This is a genomic window from Capnocytophaga sp. oral taxon 336 str. F0502 (genome assembly GCF_000411575.1).
In the GTDB taxonomy this organism is placed as follows: Bacteria; Bacteroidota; Bacteroidia; order Flavobacteriales; family Flavobacteriaceae; genus Capnocytophaga; species Capnocytophaga ochracea.
Genome location: NZ_KE150490.1, coordinates 1 through 17,757 on the forward strand (window position 1 = coordinate 1; position 17,757 = coordinate 17,757).

Sequence of the window (17,757 nt, forward strand, 5' to 3'; positions counted from 1 at the left end):
GTTGGTGTATGACCGTTTAGGCTATCGTTAGCCAAAACGCTGGTGGTAGTTTGAGTAGCTAATCCGTCAGGTATGTTAAAGGTATCGTCTTTCACTACTAAAGGAGTTACTCCTAAATGAATAGTAGAAGTACCTGTTTTTGTGTTACCAAAAGTGTCTTTGGCTACAAAAGTAACTGTAATAATACCGCCTGGTACTGTACAAAGGTCAGCGGGAGTTGTATAGTTATTTGTAATAGTAGCTATCGCACCACAAGTATCGGTGGCGGTAGCTGTGCCGAGCCAATTGTTGATAGCCGTAGTAGCCGTAGTTGAGTTGCACACTATATTTAAAGGAGTAGGTGCTGTGAAAGTAGGAGCAGTAGTATCGTCTACTGTTAAGGTAACGGTTACGATACCGCTAGTACAGCCCGCAGTGCTAAGAGCGCGTACATAAGCCGTTTGGGTAGTGCGAGTGGTTACTTGAGTATTGATAACAGGTGCCGTAGTGCTTGAAACAGTAGCTGCAGGGGCAGTGTACCAAAGCAAGGTAGTACCCGTAGGGGCAGTTACATAGTTAGCAAACGATACTGTATTGTTAGTTGCTGTTGGACAAAGAGTTTTACTGCCGGTAATAAGTGTAGGTAAGGCTACAGGAGGTAATTTGGTAAGCGTTGCTTCTTGAGAAGTAGCTGTAACTACGATGCCTTGTGCAAACTGGTAACTATACACAACTCTATATTTATAGTTAGTAGTTCCAGCTATTGTTAAAGAGGCAGTTCCTCCACTTGCGATAGATCCCGTAGAAGCAAGGATATCTGTCCAATTAGTTCCGTTATCAGACTTTTGTTGCCATTTGTACTGAATATCACCTGTAGCATCTTTCAATTGAGCTTTAGAGGTGAAAGTAACTTTCTTATCAGCACAAATAGTTTGGCTTTGCGGTTGTGTAGTGATACTAATAGTCTCAGCAGGAGTGATAGAAGTAGGACAGAGTTCTACTAATACCCCTGAAGAACCTGGATGAATATCTTCTACTATCAGTTGAGTAAAAGGAGTATTAGAGGTTACGCGCACCGCCACATCAGTTACAATGTGAGGTTGTGAGGTAACTACTCCCGTATTACTTAAGGTAGCTCCTGTTAGTCCTTTCCCTTCGGCACAATCGTACACTTTAGTAAAAGTAGGTGTACCATTATTAATTGAAAGTCTTACTTCATCATTCACAGTTGAAGGGCTACCCATTACCATTAGCCATACTTCAGCATTAGTAACTGGCTGACTAAAAGTGTAAATTACTTTAGGGCTAAAGTTAGGTTTCGTATGTATAATTGTATAATTGTGATAAGGAGTTCCACTGCAGTAACCATCATTATCTATAGTGCCATATACTAAAGTAGCTGTTGTAGAAGGGTTCGAATAGGTACGTGTTACCGTAACACCATTCATTACCGCTGTTCGTCCGTTAGGAGAAGAGGTAGGGAACTGAGGAGCAGGTTTAGTGGTACAATCGGCTAAAGAGGTAAGTACTTTAGCTTTTTTATCGGTATAAAAATATTCACAAGCACCTAATTTTACTTTACTTACATTGATTTCGGTAGTTTGAGTAGTGGTTATTGTTACAATGTGTTTTCCTGCGCTATTGAGGGTAGCTGTTTTTGTAGTGCCTCCTGTGATCGTATAGGTAATCTCGGCATCAGGAGTACCCGTAATTGTAAAGGTTACCGTAGTATTTGTACCTTGTCTAAATACAAGAGGAGTAGCCGTAACTGAGGTTACTTCAGCCACAGGATTTATAGTAACGGTTTGTGTATGGGTACAAATATCCGCTTCTTGGGTAATTAAGATATCATCAATGGCAAAGTCGTTTGCACTTTCTTCATTAGTAAGATCTTTAAAACGCAATTGTAAATTGGTTGCATTTCCTGGGTTAAAAGTGTGAGTTACTTCTCTCCAATCATTAGTATTTGCGTGCCCTTGAATACCTCCAGTTACTTTTGTAGCAGCTGATACTACTGAATTAGTTGCTTTATTGACAAAAGTAACTTCTATATTAGGATAGTACTTATTTTGATTAGGTCCTGCAACAAATTTATTAATGTTATATATATAATACTTTATAGTAACAGGCTTGTTAGGCTCAACTTTTATATCTTGTAAATAGAAATGATGAGCTGCATTAGCTCCATAATTGAAAGCTAAATAACGCCCTTGTGGATTAGAGCCATTAGAAGTATGATCTATAGGAGCTTCCCAATTCCAAACATTTCTTTGGATTATAGGGTCATTCATTTTTGTCAAATTCTTTATATTTGCTACCTGATAATGATTTTCTGGTAACACATCAGCAGGATATCCTAATAGAGATGCTTTACACACAAAAGGATTAGGGACTACTGAAGTAGGTAACAAATAGGGAGCACCTGAACCAAAATCTTCTTTAAAAATAACTTTATTTGCGATATCTTTATAAGTGATTGTAATAGTATGAATTCCTACATTTACATTATCAAATATATTAGAAGACTGAGGAGTTCCATTATTTAAAGTATAAGTATAGGTATATCCTGAAGTAACTGAAGGATTTACCGTGATTTTTGCAGTTTTATTAGTACAATTATAAGCTACTGTTGTTGTGAAAGTATTAGGGTTGGCTACTACATTAATAGGTACTTCTTGTGAAATAGGACAACTTTGTGAAGATTGAGTAACTAAAATATTATCTAAGGCAATGTCATTACCTATCAGCTGAACAGTAGAACTTCCACTACTTGGTACATATCCCCATCTATTGAACATTCTCACTACAAAAATTAGTTCTGTATAATTACCCGTATTTGCAGTAAGACTAAGAGGGTACCAATCATCTCTACCATTATCCTTTACTCTAGGAACATCTAAAACGTAAGATTTAAACAAAGGTGTTTTTGCTGTTACCTGAGCTTCATTTGCATAAATTTCAAGTACAAGAGAAGGAATAGCTCTCTCATAACCATTCCCTGAAGAAACTTTTACTGTGTTAAATACAAAAGCTGAAAAATCTACTTGTGAATTCTTTCTAACAGCTTCTTTGCGTTTATATAGAACTTCTCCTTTATCTATCAAACTGTTGTAGTACATCACTCGACCATTAGGGTCATTATCTTTATCATTAGGCAGTAACCAAATGTTGTGATTTTTAGCATTATCATAATCAGCATCTATCATTCTTGCTACTGTATAACAATAGTCGTCTGCCAATGTTTTTCCTGTTTGGATATTTCCAGCTAATACGTGGGTTTTATTCAAAGGAGCAAAATAGATATTAGGATTAGCATAAGGGCTTTTTACAGCTTTAGGTTGTCCTGTTTTCCATTTACCAAAGTCTTCATAAAAAACTACCGATTTAGTTGTAGGAGGAGCTATATAGTTTACTGTAAGGGTATGTTGTCCAATAGAAAGTGTTGAAAAATATGGACTGCTATTAGTCACCCCTTTATAAGTATAACTATACTGATAAGAAGGCTGATTATTAGTAAGGTTTACATTACCTGTTCCATTACAGTTATAAATAATTTTAGAATTATAGGTAGGTGCAGTAGCTTTTGCAGGGACTGTAATAGATAACGTATAATTCTCAGTTCCTCGCTTTACTTGAACAGTATGATTCCCTGCTGTAAGCCAAGCTTTATTGGCATTTCCCCAGCCTCCTCCAAAATTATATTGGTAACCCGATAGACTTTCATCTACACTTACAGTTACCTCTGCCTTATTAACATTATTACCTGTTCCACAGCCTATTAATTGAGTAATTCCCACTTTGGGAGTACTTTGCGCATTCAGGTGGTTTACAGCAAATAAAAATGCTACCACAAAAATAATCTTATAAGCCATTTTCGCTATTAAATTATTCATCTTCTCTGTAAAAAACATCGTTAGTGATTTATTTTGGGTGCAAAATTAGTAAAGATTTTTTACATCTCTCTACACTGATATAATAATTAACACATTTTTAACAAGTTTAGGGATAAAAATAACCGTTTTTAATTCTTTTTAAATCTCTTTTTCTTTACACTTTCTAGTCTTTACCTTTCCTTACTTGTGTAAAAAATAACACTGTTATATCTTCTGTTTCTGCTGTAATCTGTTTTTTCTTTCAAAGGTAGGTACGAGCTATAAGAAACGCACCAGCGGAGAGGGAAAAGGTAGCTTCGCTACAAAGAGTCTCGCACAGATTTCACGGAACACACGGATTTTTCACAGACAAATTTTAGATGCTATTCATTTTATCCACAGAATTTAGCAACAAGTTGCTTAGATTTCACAGAAGTATACTGTAAAAAGGAACTGTAAATCAGAATTATATATTGAACGGACATTAACTCTTAATTTTGTGCGTTTGCTCTATTTGCTAATCGTTTTGCTTGTTGTGTTACGACTTTTTTTGTATCTTTGTCCCCTCATTTCACTGTTAAAACTATGTTTCAAGGAGTACTTCAAAAAATGCTTACCGAATGGGCTGACCCCATACGATATTATTTGCCAATGGAAGGCGATTTTGTGCTGATGAACCAACTCATCGGAAAGGATATAACACTCCAATTTGTGCGCTTTCAGTGTATGAATTGTGGGGAAAACAAGCCTATTTTCCGTCAGGGTTATTGCAAAGAGTGCTTTTTTGAAGTCCCTCAAACCGCCGATTGGGTGATGCACCCCGAACTTAGCAAAGCGCATTTAAACATCGAAGAGCGCGATTTAGGCTATGAGCAACAAATGCAGTTGCAACCGCATTATGTGTATCTTGCCAATTCCAGCGACGTAAAAGTGGGGGTAACACGCAAATCACAAGCTCCAACACGCTGGATCGACCAAGGGGCGCACGAAGCCCTTATACTTGCCGAAGTACCCAATCGCTATTTGGCAGGCATTGCCGAAGTCGCCCTTAAAGCTCATATAGCCGATAAAACTAACTGGCGCAAAATGCTTACCAACCAAATCACCCCCGTAGATTTATTGCGAGTAAAATTAGAGGTGCGCGACTTTGTGCCCGACCAAGTACAGCCCTACATCACCGAAGATATCACCCCCTTGCACATTCATTTTCCCGTAGAAAAATACCCTACCCAAGTACGTTCTCTGCAACTGGTGCAAACCCCTACGTATAGTGGTAAACTAATGGGCATCAAAGGGCAATACCTTATTTTTAGCGACAACACCGTCTTTAATGTGCGAGGTAACGAAGGACTCGTAATCCAATTGACAATTAACAATTGACAATTGATAATTTAAAAAAAGCTCAGTGGGCTTGTTTTTTTTATCTAATAAAAACAAGTGTATTTCCTTTCGAGAACTTTTCTGAAAACGCATATCCATCAGTGTTAAACCCTTTTAAATCTTCTACTGAACGAATCTCATTTTCTGCTAAAAAACGCACCATACGACCCCGCGCTTTCTTCGCATAAAAGCTAACGACTTTCAGCGTGTCTCCTTTATAATCTTTGAAGATAGGTGTAATCACGGGTACTTTTAGCTTTGTGGTATCAATTGCTTTAAAATATTCTTCACTGGCAAGATTGATAAACAATTCTCCTTCTTGCAATTCGTCGTTCAATGCCTGAGTGATTTTGTCTTTCCAAAAAGCATATAGATTTGTAGCCTTCCCTACGGGTAGTTTGATGCTCATTTCCAACCGATAAGGCGCGATAAGGTCTAAGGGTTTAAGCAGTCCGTACAACCCCGAGAGAATACGCAAAGACTTTTGTAACTTGTCAATTTGCATTTTAGAGAGTGAATAAGCATCGAGTCCCTCATACACATCGCCATTGTAAGCAAAGAGCGCCGGACGCGCATTTTGTGAGGTAAAAGGCAATGAGAGCTGTTGGTGTCGTTGCCAATTCAGGTCGGCGAGCTTTTGGGAGATATGCATCAGGTTTATAAGTTGCTTTGGAGAGAGTGCTTTAAGGGCAGTGCTTACCTCGCCAATTTCCTTTGAAAAAATAGCCGAAGAGTGTACGGTAGTAGGTAGGGCTGATATTTCGTTAATGGTTTTGGCGGGAGAGATAACGATTTTCATAGTGATATATAATTAACGGGGCAAAGTTACAAAACAATTGACAATTCACAATTGATAATTGACAATTGAATAGGAGTGAGACATTTGATAGACTTTAAACGGAACTATGATGGTTTTATAGTGGCTCTTCAGTGGGTCTACAGTGGGTCTACAGTGGCTCTACAGTGGATCTACAATGAAGACTAACCAAAGATTAATAGAATACTAATAGAACTTACAATGTTGTTGCAATCAACTGTATCTCTCGTTCTGTGGGTCGAACTTGCCCGACCTAAAATAACTAACTACTATTTTTCATTGTTATTTAAAAAGAAATGCTTATCTTTGCGCGAATAAACATCCGTGTAACTTGCACTATGAAATACATTATTACCCTTATGGGATTATTTACTTTTGGAATGACTCACGCTCAGATTCAGCGTGTAGAACCGCCTTTTTGGTGGGAAGGAATGCACTACAGCCAAGTGCAGGTATTGCTCTATGACAAAAATATCGCTCAGTACAATGTGGAGAGCGATTTGCCTATTGTAAACATACTGAAAACAGAGAACCCTAACTATCTGTTTGTAACCGTCGATACCAAAGATAAAAAAGCGGGCAACTATACCATTTCGCTATTGCAAAAGAAAAAGAAAGTGGGCAGTGTTCGCTATGAATTAAAAGCGCGTCGTGAGGGCTCGGCTTACCGCAAGAGTTTCGACAGTAGCGATGTGGTTTACCTGATTATGCCCGACCGCTTTGCCAATGGTAAACCCGACAACGATTCGCGCCCCGCACTTACTGATAAGCTCAACCGCTCAGATTCTTTCGGTCGTCACGGGGGGGACATTCAGGGGATTATCGACCATTTGGATTATATACAATCCTTAGGTGCTACGGCTATATGGAGTACGCCCTTATGTGAGGACAATGAACCACAACATTCTTATCACACTTATGCCCAAACCGATGTGTACAAAATAGACCCGCGTTATGGTACTAATGAAGAGTACCGACAGCTCTCAGCGGCTTTGCACAAGCGCGGTATGAAGCTCATCAAAGATTATGTAACCAACCACTGGGGCAGTCAGCATTGGATGCTGAAAGACCTGCCTTGCTACGACTGGTTACACCAATTTCCTGGTTATGGACAGAGCTCTTTTAGGATAACTACTCAGATGGACAGCAATGCCTCGGAATGGGACAAAAAGTACTGCGAAAAAGGTTGGTTTGCACGCTCTTTGTCTGACCTCAACCAAGCGAACCCATTGGTACTAAACTACCTCACCCAGAACGCGATTTGGTGGATAGAATACGCCGACCTCGACGGTTTGCGTGTGGATACTTATCCGTATAACGACAAAGCAGGCATTGCCCAATGGACGAAAGCTATTACTGATGAATATCCTTATTTCAACATTATGGGCGAGGTATGGCTTACTCAAAGCGCACAAGTGTCGTATTGGCAAAAGGATAGCCCTATTAGTGCGATACAAAGCTATAACACTTACTTGCCTACGGTAATGGACTTCCCGCTCTTCGGTGCAATAGGTGAGGCTTTCCGTACCACACCTTCGTGGGACAAAGGTATGATGCAACTCTACGACAACTTTGCGAATGACTTTCTGTATAAAGACATCAACAATCTGCTCATCTTTGCAGAAAATCACGATACGGCACGTATCAATCACGTATATCCTAAGATAGAGGATTATAAGATGATTATCACATTGCTGGCAACGGCACGAGGTATTCCACAACTGTACTACGGTAGTGAGATAGCAATGGCAGGCGACAAGAGTAAGGGCGATGGCGATATACGTCAGGATTTTCCTGGTGGCTGGGCAGGCGATACGCAGAACGCTTTTAGCGCTTCGGGGCGTACGGCTACTCAGAAAGAGTATTACGATTTTACGGCTAAACTCTTCAATTGGCGTAAGGACAAAGCTGTAATTCACTACGGGAAGACCAAGCAATACTTACCTGAAAATGAAGTGTATGTCTATTTCCGTTACAACGATACCAAGAGCCTAATGGTTATCCTCAACAACAGCGAAAAGAGCCAAACGCTCCACCTAAACCGCTTTGCCGAGAGTTTGGCGGGATTTTTGAGAGGGAGAGATATTATCTCGGGGAAAGAGGTCTCTCTGAGCGGTGACACTTTAGAAATATCTGCTAAAACCGCTATGCTCATTGAATTAAAATAACAAAGATATATGATGAAAGAACCTATTAGTTTAGATACAGCCTTACAGATTGTAGGCTCATTAAAAGTAAGGGCTATTAAAGAAAAATCTACTTTAACTAATTTGGTAGAGAAGGATGCGTTAGACCAAAAAATTAAAATGTATTTAAAGGAAGAAAAAATGTTATATGGTACTGATGATATGGCAAGGCTTTCTGTTATGGATAAAGTAGTACATTATTATAGTCCGCTAATAAAACAAATGAATGGAGTACTATAAAGTTGAGGATATTTTTGAAAGAGAGAAAACAGACCTTTTATCAGGTTTAAAATCTCAAGAAAATCCTATTGCCTTTATATTAGGAGGACAGCCTGCATCAGGAAAGAGTGGGCTAGCAAAAGCTATCCTAAGACAATTTCCTGACAAAGATTTTCTTTTTGTAAATGGAGATATTTACAGAGAGTTTCATCCTAAGGCTAATGAGCTTATAAAATATCCTGAGAGATACTCAACAGAGACGCAAATATTCTCTAACTTTTTTACAGAAGCACTCATACAAGAGGCTATTATCCATAAATACAATATCATTGTAGAGGGTACTATGCGAAATCCTGAAGTACCTTTGCGTACGGCATTGTCTTTTAGAGAAAACGGTTTTAATGTGGAAGCTTTTGCGATTGCAGCTCCTGCACTCTTTACCGAATTAGGTTTTTATTTGCGCTATCAAGAAGAAAAAGATTTTCAAGGATATGGACGATTGTCAGATAAAAATTCCCACGACAGAGCAGTAGAAGGCTTACTTCACTCATTAGACCGTTTGTACAACGAAAAGGCGGTAGATAAAATACATCTTTACAATTATCAAGCTGAAAAACATTTAGAAACTTTCTCATTGAGGGAACAGCAATGGGATATAAATATTTTGCCTTCTACAGAAGTTATAAAAGCAAGGAGACAACAATTTCAGGATAAGACACTTCGTTTGCAACTGATAGCACGAGCTTACTCTGTTATACCGCGAATGTCCCCACCTATAAAAGCTATAGTAGAAGCACTTATAGAGCAGTTAAAAGACTAAAGAATGAAGAACATCATTACAATAGGATTACTAATAGGGTGTGTTTTCTTTGGGAAAGCACAGAGCGAGGCGGATAAATGGCTAAAAGCAGTATCGACACAACAGGGTATTGCCATTGAGTGGCAGGAGCGCAAAACCTCTCTTGCCTCAGAGGGAATTCGCTCTTTTGTGGGTTACTACCAAGACAATTTTGTAGCGACCCTTTCGGTAGGAGGACAGAGCGTGTCGGGGAGTTTCCACTACCGAGATGCATCGTTTGAGATAAACGTGCAAAAAGGACAATTGGTCTTTTCGCCTAATAAAGATTTCCGATGTGGCACTACCGATACGCCTCATTCGCACCCAAGCCGTTCGACAGCACGTCCTGCGATATTAGCCGAAGAAACCACTCCTACCATTGCCAACACACAAACACTAAGAATATACCGCTTGGCGATGCATATCCCTTATAGCACGTTTAGCACAGAACACTTAGGGAAAAACATACAAAAAGTAAAAACGTTTTGGGCAGATACTGAAAACTTCCTAAATGAAGTGTACCTACGCGATTTGGGAGTGCGTTTTGAATTGGTAAACGATGAGCGTCTCATCATCAAAGACGAAAGCAAAGAGACTTTTGCAAGTTTTCACAATGCCGATTACGTTAAGGATCATTCAACAAAGGTTATCAACGGACTTATAGGAGAAAATAGTTATGACGTGGGTATCTCTCTTGCATATACCGCTTCCTTAAAAAAAGGAGTCAGAGGATTGGCTTATCTTAAAGGTGTTTATCAGGCTAATACCAAAGGTGATGCCGTAGCAGTACTTACCAAAGAAGTCATAGCTCACGAGATAGGACACTTATTCGGTGGTAAACACACTTTTGGTAGCTATAAGGGCTCAGAAGCCTACGATAGTGAAAAGACAGAGTATGACAGAGGTACTTCGGTGATGAGCTATGGCAGTCCGCGTGACTTCTTCTCGCTGTCGAGCATTCAGCGCATACGGGAACTATTGACGAAAGTACCCGTGAAAGCTCACGACAAGACTTTCACTACTCAAGCTCCTCGCATAGACCACAGCAAGATTAAAAGTCATTATACTATCCCCAAGGGTACTTTCTTTCAATTCTATATTCCTGCTATCGACCCCGATAGTGCAGAACTGCTATACGCCGTAAACCAACACGATGTACGCAATGGTGCTGAATCCCCTATAACGCAATACATTATCTACAAACCTACTCCTGCTAACCCTGTAACTATTAAAACAGAGTACCACAAAGACTCAGGTAGTGTAATAGCCAATAGTGGCTTAGCACAACAAACTACGGGTACTTTTACCTTTTGGCTGGGAGTGAGCGATGCCCCACTCCAACCGTCAGCCGACTATATAGTACAATATGATTTGGCTGAAACCAAAGTAACGGTAAAAGACGGTACCCCCTTCAAAATTACGACTACCCCAAAAAGCGAATACAAAGGGGGTGCTCAACTCACCCTTAGTTGGAATGTAGATAATACTATTTTCAAAGACACCAAAGTGCGTATCCTGCTCTCAGATGATTTAGGTAAGACGTTTAAACATATGGTAGTAGCAGAAGCTGATAACAACGGCAGTAAAGAAATTACCTTGCCTAATATCAGCACTACCCAAGCCGTCTTAAAAGTAGAAGTAATCGATGGTTTAGCCTTTGACCTTACTAACTACAACCCTAAAAGCGGTGGTTTTACCATTGAAAAGAACCCCGCCCTTCCCGAACCTCTCCTTTGGGCATCACTCCCTAATCATCTTACCCTTTCGTGTGAGCAATCTATTCCAGCAGTAGTATTGCCTACAGTTACAGGGGGGTGTACTCCTGTGGTTACCCTTCAAAAAGAAGAACGCATCAAAAGCAATTGTGACTATACTTATACTCTCAAACGCATTTTTATAGCTACCGACACTTGTAACCAAACGCTTACTTATACTCAAACTATTAACGTAATAGATAAAACTCGCCCTACTTTTGTAGAGGCTTTACCCCAAAATATGAGTATTAAAGAAGGCGAAACAATCCCTACCCAAGTAACGCTCACCGCTACTGATAATTGTGGCACCGCTACTGTTACGCCTTCTCATAAAGAAGTAAAAACTAATGGGAAAGTCTCTCAGCTTATCTATATGTGGGAAGCTAAAGATGCTTGTGGCAATGTTACTACCCACCAGCAAATTATTACCATTGTACCTAAAACAACTCCTATACCTCTCACTTGGGCAACACTTCCTAACAATATAACCGTCGATTGTGCCAAAGCTATTCCAGCTGTGCAAACCCCTACAACACAAGGAGGCTGTGCTAAGGTAGTGATTACTCGCGCCGATAAAGAACTCAACAAGCGATGCCTTAATAACTTCACGTTAGAGCGTACTTTTACCGCTTCCGATGGTTGCACAACTCTTACCCATACCCAGCGTATTACCGTAGCCGATACCACCCCACCTACTTTTGTAGGGACTTTACCTCAAGACCTCACGATTAAAGAAGGAACACCTGTCCCTCAACAACAGAGTATTTCAGCAGAAGATACTTGTGCAGGACAACCTACCGTTACAAAGTCTCCAAAAGAAGAAACCCTCACTAACGGAAAGCTCTCTAAAGTCGTTTATAAGTGGGTAGCGCGTGATGTGTGTGGCAACGAAAGAGTGTATACGCAAACTATTATCATTACCCCAGTAATACCACAACCACCTACACCGCCAATAGTTCCTTCTGTTAAAGAAGTAGTGATTTACAATGCCGTTTCTACTGAAAAAGGCTCTGATAACTATTTCAGAATAGAAAATACAGATGAAAACCGACCTATTACCTTACTTATTTTTGATGAAATGGGCTTGAAAGTATATGAAAGTAACCATTATCAACAAAAAGGTGAATATTTTAGAGGCTATCCTAATGTAAGAGGAGTGATAGGTAGCAAACGCTTAGCAGGTACTTATTTCTATGTGGTTACCTACTATTTCAAAGGACAGCAAGAAACAAAAAAGGGATTCCTATATGTAAGATAACTTGTTAAATTTTGCTTGCTATTTGTTAATTGTTTTGTACCTTTGCGCCGTTTTTTTAAGCCAAACTAATGAAACATATACTACACTACTTACTTTGGCTATGCCTAAGCATAGAGGTAGCCAATGCACAAACTAATATCCAAAGTGTTATAGCTCTTTTTGCTGAAAAACCTTCTGTAGAATGGGCACCCCCTATTCCTAACTCACCTTCTATGCTCGTACAATGGCAAGCGCGAACTACTTCTAAGGAATTTTGCTCGTTTGTAGGTTACTACCAAGACCATTTTGTGGGCGTTATCAGCTTTGATAAACAGCAGTTAAGCGGTGAAGTGTTTTACAGAGGAAACTCCTATGTATTGGGAACTTCTGCCCAAGGAATGCTCACTGTCGAGGCAGTAACCGATGAACACGATTGTGGTGCGAGTTCTTTGGGAAAACAAGCCCTCACTGCCCGCAATTTCTTTCCCGAAGGCAATGAAGATAAGAACGACCCTCCTATCGAGCAACCCGAGATTTACAATTCACTTTATCCTAAAGCGCTCATTCACACTGATGGGGTGTTTAGGCATTACCGCTTGGCAATACCAGTAGATTATAGTTATTACAACTCTAAGCGTTTCAATAGAGATGTACATAAAATCAAAACGTTTTGGTATGCTACTATTACCTTTTTGAATGAGTTATATCGGAATGATGTAGGTGTAGATTTCACCTTAGTAGACGATGAAGCGCTTATCATCACTACCCCTGAAAAAGAAATGTTCCGCCGAGGCACTCCTGCTAATGATGTGGTGAATGACGGTACTATCACTCTCAACAAACGTTACGATAAAAACAAATACGATATAGCGGTGATTATCACCGATTATCGCGAGAACTACAACGGTTTAGCAGCGGTTTATGCGGCTTATGAACAACACCAAAAAGCCAATGCGGCAGCACGCCCCATAAAGCCTTCTACCATTGCCCACGAAATAGGACATATGTTTGGGGCAGACCATACATTCTCTAACGGAGGACAGTATTCCAGTAAAACCGAAACTGGATCAGGTCAATCGATTATGAGTTACGGTCACGAGCACCCGCGCGATTTCTTTTCGCTTATAAGTCTGCAAGAAATACGCAAATTCTTGGGTAACTCTATGGCGTATTACGCCGATGAAGCGCGCACCCAAGAAGCAGGTAAGCGTGTAGAGGGCACAGGCTCTAACCTTGTTTATGGAGTAAAGAGTAACAATCGCCCCCCTGTGCTTGATAGAACGCACATTAAGAAAACCTACACTATCCCTGAAGATACTTATTTTCAATTCTATCTGAACGCTACTGACCCCGAAGGCGATGCGCTTACTTATATAGCTCACCCCGCTGATAGGCGTTTTCACTCTACCAAATCCAACGCTCGCTTTATAACCTATAAGGGAAAAGCTGAAAGAAATATACGCTTTGAAACTACTTGGTTTGAGAGTGAGCGCAATACCTTTGTACCTATAGGAGCTGCCGATTCTTACAAAGAAGGTACTTTCACTTTTTGGTTAGCTGCCGCCGATCATAACAAAGACAATAGCAACCACGTAGTGAAATACGATGTAGAAGAGGTACAAGTGAAAATAGTCAAAGGTAAACCTTTTGAAATACAAAATTTCGACAATGGTAGTTGGGAGCAGAACAAGACCTACAAAGGAGGTCAGACAATTTTGCTTCATTGGCAGGTAGATGAGGCTATTTTTACCAAAGATAGTAAGGTGCGTATCCTTCTTTCAACTGACTCTGGTAAAACCTATAAGTATGTATTGAAAAAAGAAGTAGCTAATAATGGCACTTGCCAAGTAGAGCTTCCCAATATATCCGTAGGTACTACTCGCGGACATTTTGGCAAACAAAGAGGACAAGGCATCATCAAAATAGAAGTGATTGATGGCTTGGCTTATGCATTGTCTTGTACAAAGCCTTATCACGTAGGAGGTTTTATGATACAAAAAGACCCTACAAAACCTGAAACTACGCCAGAACCAGAACCTCAGCCCAACCCTCAACCCCAACCTAACCCACAACCACAGCCTAGCCCGCAACCTCAACCCGGTCCGTCAGACTCTTCTGACTCATCAACATTACCTAATGCAACAGCAATCATATACAATGCTGTCTCAACCACTAACCCCGAGAACTATTTTAAAATAGAAAATGCTGACGAAGATCGCCCTATCTCGGTGCTCATCTTCGATGAAATGGGACTCAAAGTATACGAGAACAACTATTACGGCAAAAACGGTGAAGTGTTTAGGGGCTACTCTAATCTAAAAACTATAAGTAACAAACCTCTTGCAGGTACTTATTTCTATATAGTTACCTATTATAAAGATGGTAACTTAGAAGAAAAGAAAGGATTCCTATATGTAAGATAATCGGAATTCTTACCTCTTACCTAATACTAACGACTAATAACTAACAACAAATGAAAATATCACGACTTTTACTACTCTGGTCCTTCGTAGCAGGAACCATAAATGCACAACAAAAAGCTACTGAGGTGATACGCCTTTTTGGTACAAACACCTCAGTACAATGGAATGTTCCTATCGAAGGAAAATCTATATCGCTCAACTGGCAAGCACGCCCCAATAGCCTTGCCCAAGAAGGCTTCCGCACTTTTGTAGCCTATCACAATGGCAATTTTGCAGGAACGCTCTCAATGAATAAAACTACCTTATCAGGTGAAGTATGGCACAACGGTCATTCTTATTTCATCAATACTGAAAACGGAATGCTCAAAGTTACTACTAATAAAGAGCACTTCACTTGTGGCACTTGCGCCGATGGACAGTGCACCCAAGCCACAACGTCCACTTCCCAAAAACTACCTATGCAAATAGTACCTACTAACGCAATGACTGCACGTGGGGCAATACTGCACGAAGAGACACTTCCGTCTGACGACAAAAGAGTGCTTTACAATACTAATGTACTCAGAACCTATCGTTTGGCTATGCTCATCGATTACAGTTTCTACAAGGAACGTTGTTATGGTGATATAAATAAGGTAAAAGAATTTATGACAAAAGTAGAGGCAGGACTCAACGAGGTATGTGGTAGAGAGATTGGTTGTCAATTTGCTTTGGTGAACGACCCTCGCCTTATCATCACTACTAAAGACAAAGAAGTATACGATCACCCTGTGGTGAGAGAGGTATTGAATAGAGCGACTTCAGATTTTAATAATCTTATAGGCGAAGAGAATTACGATGCAGGTATTGTCTTTTCTATATACAGTGATAACCGTGGTTTGGCGCATTTGGGTGAAATTACAGGAAAGCTAAAAGGAGGCTGTATCGCCAATCACGAGTTTTATATCATCCTTCACGAATTAGGACACTTATTAGGCTCCGCACACACTTTTACCATAGGAGGAGCAACAGCTTCTTCTCATACCGAGCCCGATAGAGGGAACTCTATTATGAGTTACATCAACGACCCTAACGGCACATATTTCTCACTTCCGTCTATATACACCATCCGCAATCGTACCAATTTGCACGATGCTTATTATAGCGATAAAGCCCGTACTCAGTTGGTAGGCTTGCCACAGGACAATATCCCTTACGGTGAAGTTTCTACTAACCGTGCCCCTGTGATCCAACGTTCTACATTAAAGAAGGAATACAAACTGCCCCCTAACACTTACTTTCAATTCAATATAGAAGCAATCGACCCCGATGGCGACCCCCTTCTCTATATGGCACATCAAGCCGATTTTAATCAATTTGGCAAAGCGCGTTTCCCTTCTAATCGCCCTACCGAAAGCAACCATATAGAGTTTTATCAACCCTATAGAAAAAATAATAACACTAATGAATGGGAAGCTGTTCCTTATAAGTTCACCAAAGAAAATGAAACCGGTGTCTTTACCTTTTGGTTAGGTGTATCCGATGGTAAAATAGGAGCTTACAAAAACGGAAAACCTCACGTAGCGCTCTATGATGTCTATGAAACCAAAGTGAATATAGTAGGGGGAACGCCTTTTAGGATTACTTCTGTAAGTAAAAGTAGTGTTAGATACAAACGAGGTAAAGAAGTTACTATTAATTGGAGTGTAGATAAAAATGTTTTTGGCAACGATAGCAAAGTGCGTATTCTCTTTTCAGATGATTATGGAAAAACCTACAAATATGTATTAGCTGATGGAATACCTAATAACGGAAAAGCTACTGTCATTTTCCCTACACAAGCTAAAGGGTGGAAAAATTATAATCTTTTTGTAGAAGGACTCTTTAAAATAGAAGTACTCAACCATATTGCCTATGCTGTGAGCACTGACACTCCAGGCATTTTGGATATGCAAAGCCCTGATATTACCTTTAAAAATTTGCCTGAGCCTGTGATAACTGTTAAAAAGAATGCTATTCCCGAAAAACCTAACGTTATCGCCGAATCTCATTATTGTGGTACTAATAAAAAAGCTGAGGTAACTTTTTCAGAAGAAGACCATACTACCTATTTATTGCGCAAATGGGTAGCAAAAGATAAATGCAACTATTCTGCTACAGCACAGCAATTTATCTATTACGAAAAAGAAGCGCCTACTAAAACCTTGCGTTTTGTAGCCCCTCTCCCTGAGGATAAACACGTACAATGTCGAGGCGATATCCCTGCCAAAGCTGAAGTAAAAGCAGAGGGTGCCGATGATATTCACATAGACTATGAAGAAGAGTTTAGAGAAGGCGACCGTAAGTCCTATAAACTCACTCGCTCTTGGATAGCCTATGCCGATGGAGCTTTGCCTATCCGTTATACCCAACAAATTTTCCTCAGGGACACTCAAAAACCAGTGCTCTCGTCTTACCCTCCAAGTATGACCGTAAAGAGCGACGCCGATGTACCTGTAAGAGAAAACCTCACTGCAACCGATAATTGTGATGGGGCTTTACAAGTAGTATCTAGCCAAAGCAGTGAAGACAAAGACGGTAAAAAAATAGTGCGCTACGTGTGGTTCGTAGAAGATAGCGCTCATAACGAAAACCGTTATGAACAAGTAATCACTATTGACCCTAACGCTCAAAATCCTCAACCTCAACCACAACCTCAACCACAACCTCAACCCAACCCACAACCGCAACCTAATCCGTCCGACCCGTCCAAATCACCCTCTGCAGCACTTATAATATATAATGCTGTCTCAACTACTAATCCCGAGAACTATTTCAAGGTAGAAAATGCCGATGAAGATCGCCCTATCTCATTACTTATTTTTGATGAAATGGGCTTAAAAGTGTACGAAAATAACCACTATCAGCAAAATGGTGACTATTTCAGGGGCTACCCTAACGTAAAAGGAGTGGTAGGTAGCAAACGCTTAGCAGGTACTTATTTCTATGTGGTTACCTATTATTTCAAAGGACAACAACAAACCAAAAAAGGAATTTTATACGTAAAATAGATACTACTAAAATATAATTGATG

At 40.0% G+C, this 17,757-nt stretch carries 9 protein-coding genes; 7 read left to right on the forward strand and 2 right to left on the reverse strand.

Annotation, left to right across the window (positions count from 1 at the left end):
* Positions 1-3,872, reverse strand: a 3,872-nt coding sequence (locus HMPREF1528_RS05900; protein ID WP_157464893.1) for a hypothetical protein, incomplete at its 3' end; no start/stop codon positions are given.
* A gap of 564 nt (positions 3,873-4,436) precedes the next feature.
* On the opposite strand from HMPREF1528_RS05900, the gene HMPREF1528_RS05905 reads away from it, so the two are divergent.
* A complete protein-coding gene (locus tag HMPREF1528_RS05905; RefSeq protein WP_016479024.1) occupies positions 4,437-5,231 on the forward strand; it encodes a DUF2797 domain-containing protein in 795 nt (264 codons plus the stop codon).
* A 40-nt stretch (positions 5,232-5,271) separates the two neighbouring features.
* Here the strand turns inward: HMPREF1528_RS05905 and yaaA are convergent, their stop codons facing one another.
* Complete coding sequence (gene yaaA / locus HMPREF1528_RS05910) at positions 5,272-6,030, reverse strand: peroxide stress protein YaaA (RefSeq protein ID WP_016479025.1); 759 nt, start codon at positions 6,028-6,030, stop codon at positions 5,272-5,274.
* A 314-nt stretch (positions 6,031-6,344) separates the two neighbouring features.
* Between yaaA and HMPREF1528_RS05915 the strand changes: the two genes are divergently transcribed.
* From HMPREF1528_RS05915 to HMPREF1528_RS05940, 6 genes are all read left to right on the forward strand, one after another.
* Entirely contained in the window at positions 6,345-8,216 is a 1,872-nt protein-coding gene (locus HMPREF1528_RS05915) for a glycoside hydrolase family 13 protein (RefSeq protein ID WP_016479026.1), read from the forward strand.
* Between the two features lie 12 nt (positions 8,217-8,228).
* Positions 8,229-8,474, forward strand: coding sequence for a hypothetical protein (locus tag HMPREF1528_RS05920; RefSeq protein WP_009417563.1), 246 nt, complete (start codon positions 8,229-8,231; stop codon positions 8,472-8,474).
* Positions 8,461-9,273 carry a zeta toxin family protein gene (locus HMPREF1528_RS05925; protein ID WP_016479027.1) on the forward strand — a complete coding sequence of 271 codons (813 nt, stop codon included), beginning with the start codon at positions 8,461-8,463 and terminating at the stop codon, positions 9,271-9,273. Before HMPREF1528_RS05920 ends, HMPREF1528_RS05925 begins: the two co-directional genes overlap by 14 nt.
* 3 nt (positions 9,274-9,276) lie before the next feature.
* On the forward strand, positions 9,277-12,303 hold the full coding sequence (locus HMPREF1528_RS05930; RefSeq protein WP_016479028.1) for a reprolysin-like metallopeptidase: 3,027 nt from the start codon (positions 9,277-9,279) through the stop codon (positions 12,301-12,303).
* 68 nt (positions 12,304-12,371) lie between these two features.
* Positions 12,372-14,705 carry a reprolysin-like metallopeptidase gene (locus tag HMPREF1528_RS05935; protein WP_016479029.1) on the forward strand — a complete coding sequence of 778 codons (2,334 nt, stop codon included), beginning with the start codon at positions 12,372-12,374 and terminating at the stop codon, positions 14,703-14,705.
* A gap of 50 nt (positions 14,706-14,755) precedes the next feature.
* Entirely contained in the window at positions 14,756-17,734 is a 2,979-nt protein-coding gene (locus tag HMPREF1528_RS05940) for a reprolysin-like metallopeptidase (RefSeq protein WP_016479030.1), read from the forward strand.
* Positions 17,735-17,757 lie beyond the last annotated feature (23 nt).

What these genes read in the sequence shown, in the direction of transcription:
- yaaA (WP_016479025.1), bottom strand. Translation starts at nt 6,030, where the DNA reads ATGAAAATCGTTATCTCTCCCGCCAAAACCATTAACGAAATATCAGCC.
- HMPREF1528_RS05930 (WP_016479028.1), top strand. Translation starts at nt 9,277, where the DNA reads ATGAAGAACATCATTACAATAGGATTACTAATAGGGTGTGTTTTCTTT.
- HMPREF1528_RS05940 (WP_016479030.1), top strand. Translation starts at nt 14,756, where the DNA reads ATGAAAATATCACGACTTTTACTACTCTGGTCCTTCGTAGCAGGAACC.
- HMPREF1528_RS05920 (WP_009417563.1), top strand. Translation starts at nt 8,229, where the DNA reads ATGAAAGAACCTATTAGTTTAGATACAGCCTTACAGATTGTAGGCTCA.
- HMPREF1528_RS05905 (WP_016479024.1), top strand. Translation starts at nt 4,437, where the DNA reads ATGTTTCAAGGAGTACTTCAAAAAATGCTTACCGAATGGGCTGACCCC.
- HMPREF1528_RS05925 (WP_016479027.1), top strand. Translation starts at nt 8,461, where the DNA reads ATGGAGTACTATAAAGTTGAGGATATTTTTGAAAGAGAGAAAACAGAC.
- HMPREF1528_RS05935 (WP_016479029.1), top strand. Translation starts at nt 12,372, where the DNA reads ATGAAACATATACTACACTACTTACTTTGGCTATGCCTAAGCATAGAG.
- HMPREF1528_RS05915 (WP_016479026.1), top strand. Translation starts at nt 6,345, where the DNA reads ATGCTTATCTTTGCGCGAATAAACATCCGTGTAACTTGCACTATGAAA.